Source organism: Pseudomonas sp. NBRC 111132 (genome assembly GCF_001320565.1).
GTDB lineage: Bacteria > Pseudomonadota > Gammaproteobacteria > Pseudomonadales > Pseudomonadaceae > Aquipseudomonas > Aquipseudomonas putida_P.
In genome coordinates, this window is record NZ_BCBI01000117.1 from 1 (window position 1) to 2,862 (window position 2,862).

At 57.3% G+C, this 2,862-nt stretch carries 3 protein-coding genes and 3 tRNA genes; all 6 read left to right on the forward strand.

What is annotated here, in order from left to right; genetic code table 11:
* Positions 1 to 162 precede the first annotated feature (162 nt).
* The 6 genes from birA to APH35_RS27875 all read left to right on the forward strand — a co-directional run bounded on the left by birA (position 163) and on the right by APH35_RS27875 (position 2,733).
* Positions 163 to 1,122, forward strand: coding sequence for a bifunctional biotin--[acetyl-CoA-carboxylase] ligase/biotin operon repressor BirA (birA, locus tag APH35_RS27850; protein ID WP_012270228.1), 960 nt, complete (start codon positions 163 to 165; stop codon positions 1,120 to 1,122).
* A complete protein-coding gene (locus APH35_RS27855; protein ID WP_012270229.1) occupies positions 1,112 to 1,861 on the forward strand; it encodes a pantothenate kinase in 750 nt (249 codons plus the stop codon). The genes birA and APH35_RS27855 overlap by 11 nt, the downstream gene beginning before the upstream one ends.
* Positions 1,862 to 1,868: 7 nt before the next feature.
* Positions 1,869 to 2,294, forward strand: a complete 426-nt coding sequence (locus tag APH35_RS27860; protein ID WP_012270230.1) for a hypothetical protein — start codon at positions 1,869 to 1,871, stop codon at positions 2,292 to 2,294.
* A 152-nt stretch (positions 2,295 to 2,446) separates the two neighbouring features.
* A tRNA-Tyr gene (locus APH35_RS27865) sits at positions 2,447 to 2,530 on the forward strand.
* Between the two features lie 24 nt (positions 2,531 to 2,554).
* A tRNA-Gly gene (locus tag APH35_RS27870) sits at positions 2,555 to 2,628 on the forward strand.
* Between the two features lie 29 nt (positions 2,629 to 2,657).
* Positions 2,658 to 2,733, forward strand: a tRNA-Thr gene (locus APH35_RS27875).
* The last annotated feature ends 129 nt before the right edge of the window (positions 2,734 to 2,862 follow it).

The window sequence follows — 2,862 nt, forward strand, 5'->3', positions numbered from 1 at the left end:
GTGGTGAAAAAAATCTGGCGCCTGTAGGAGCGGGCAAGCCTGCGACGCAGGCGACGCGGTGTTCGCGCCTGCATCTGCAAACGCTCCGGCGGCAGGCCCTTTTCCTATGCAAGCCAACAGCCCATGGCTATCATGCCTGCCTTATTCCAAGTCGAGACTGGCATGCTGAAGTTGTTGAATCTTCTCAAGGATGGCCGGTTCCATTCCGGAGAAGCTCTGGGGGAAGCCCTCGGGGTGAGTCGCAGCGCCGTTTGGAAACAGCTGCAGCACCTGGAAGGCGAGCTGAACCTCACCATTCACAAGGTTCGTGGGCGCGGCTATCAGCTGGCGACACCACTAGCTTTGCTCGAGGCTCAGGCAATAGCCGGCTTTGCCGAAAGCGAGCAGTGGCCGGTTTTCATCCATGAAAGCGTCGACTCGACCAATGCCGAAGGCTTGAGGCTTGCCAATCAGGGGCAGGCAGCGCCATTTGTGGTGCTGGCTGAGCGGCAGAGTGCCGGCCGCGGTCGACGTGGCCGCCAATGGGTCAGCCCATTTGCCGAGAACCTCTATTACAGCCTTGTCTTGCGTGTGGATGGCGGCATGCGCCAGCTCGAAGGCTTGAGCCTGGTGGTGGGGGTTGCGGTAATGCGCACTCTGCAGGCGTTCGGCGTAAAAGATGTAGGGCTCAAATGGCCCAATGACGTGTTGGTTCGCGGGCAGAAGATCACCGGTATTCTCCTGGAGCTGGTGGGTGATCCGGCCGACGTCTGTCATGTGGTACTGGGTATCGGTATCAATGTGAACATGCAGGCCAACGACCAGGTCGACCAGGAGTGGACCTCGATGCGACGTGAGGTGGGTGCGGCAATAGATCGCAACCACTTGGTAGCGTCGCTCAATCAGCAATTGCAGCATGAATTGGCACGTCATCGTCGCTATGGGTTTGCCGCATTCCAAGAGGAGTGGGAGCAGGCGCACCTTTGGCAAGGGCGCAATGTTTCACTGGTTGCCGGCAGTACGCGTATTGATGGCGTGGTTCTTGGCGTCGACGGGCAGGGCGGCTTGCGCCTTGAGGTGGACGGAGTTGAAAAGAGCTTCAGTGGTGGTGAGCTCAGTTTGAGGTTGCGTGATGATTCTTGAGCTCGACTGCGGTAACAGCTTCATCAAGTGGCGGGTAATTCATGCTGCTGACGCAGTGATTGAAGGTGGCGGGATCGTCGATTCCGATCAAGCGCTGCTGGCTGCAGTGGCGGCGCTGGCTTCAGTGCGTCTAACGGGCTGTCGTATTGTCAGTGTGCGCAGCGAGGAAGAAACCGATGCGCTTTGTGCGTTGATTGCCCAGGCTTTTGCCGTGCAGGCGCGCGTTGCGCATCCGGCACAGAGCATGGCCGGTGTGCGCAACGGTTATGACGACTATCAGCGCCTGGGTATGGACCGTTGGCTGGCTGCGCTGGGTGCATTTCACCTGGCCGGGGGCGCGTGCCTGGTAATCGACCTGGGGACTGCCGCCAAAGCGGACTTTGTTGCTGCGGACGGCGAGCACCTGGGCGGCTACATCTGCCCGGGGATGCCCTTGATGCGCAGCCAGTTGCGTACTCACACCCGGCGTATCCGCTATGACGATGCTTCCGCTGAGCGTGCACTGACTAGCTTGTCACCGGGTCGCTCCACCGTCGAGGCGGTAGAGCGCGGTTGCGTGTTAATGCTTCAGGGCTTTGCCCGCACCCAGCTCGAGCAGGCACGCGCGCTTTGGGGGGAGGCATTCACAGTGTTCCTTACTGGCGGCGATGCACCGCTGGTGAGGGAGGCCGTACCGCAGGCGCGTGTCGTACCGGACCTGGTTTTCGTTGGCCTGGCCATGGCCTGCCCATTGGATTGAGGTGCCTATGCGTTGGTTGTTTCTGCTGTTACTGGTGCTTAACGTTTTCTATTACGTGTGGCATCAGCAGGAAGCACCGCTGAAGGTCAAGGAAGTCGCCCCACTGTCTCTGTACAAGGGGAATCAGCAAGAAATCCGTCTGTTACGTGAAACGGGTGTGTCGGCGCCAGCCAAGCGCCGTGATGAATGCCTGGTAGTGGGGGGAGTGGAGCAGCAGGAGCAGTTGGAAGCACTGCGCCAGCGCCTGCTGAGCCTGGATATTGCCACCCTGCCAGTGATGGGGCAGTTGCCTGGAGCGGATGGGCGCTGGCTCAAGGTGGCCCCGGAAAGCGAGCGTTTGCTGGATCAAACGGTACTTTCGGCTCTTTCCAATGATTTCAAAGACTTAAAACATAAAATTATTTTCTGCCAGGGTATTGCAACTGGCGAATAGCTTGATAGAATGGCGCCCGCTTCACAGGGAACACCACTCAGGTGGTAGAGCTGGAAGCGGTGTCAAAGCAGCTAAGTTTCAGATTTGATTGAAAAAATTTGAAAAAACGCTTGACACTAGGGCGGCAGACAAATAGAATGCCGGCCACATCTGGAGGGATTCCCGAGCGGTCAAAGGGGACGGACTGTAAATCCGTTGCGAGAGCTTCGAAGGTTCGAATCCTTCTCCCTCCACCAGTTTTAGCGAGAGCCGCAAGCTCCGCGGGTATAGTTTAGTGGTAGAACCTCAGCCTTCCAAGCTGATGATGCGGGTTCGATTCCCGCTACCCGCTCCAAGTTTGCCGGGTTTTGCACAAAGTGTTTCGCTCTTGTAGCTCAGTTGGTAGAGCACACCCTTGGTAAGGGTGAGGTCAGCGGTTCAAGTCCGCTCAAGAGCTCCATATAAACAAGGCAGATATGAAAATATCTGCCTTTGTTTTATCAGCGCAAGACTATTTCTTCTGCGGAGGATTGTATCGATGGCTAAGGAAAAGTTTGATCGTTCCCTTCCCCACGTTAACGTCGGCACT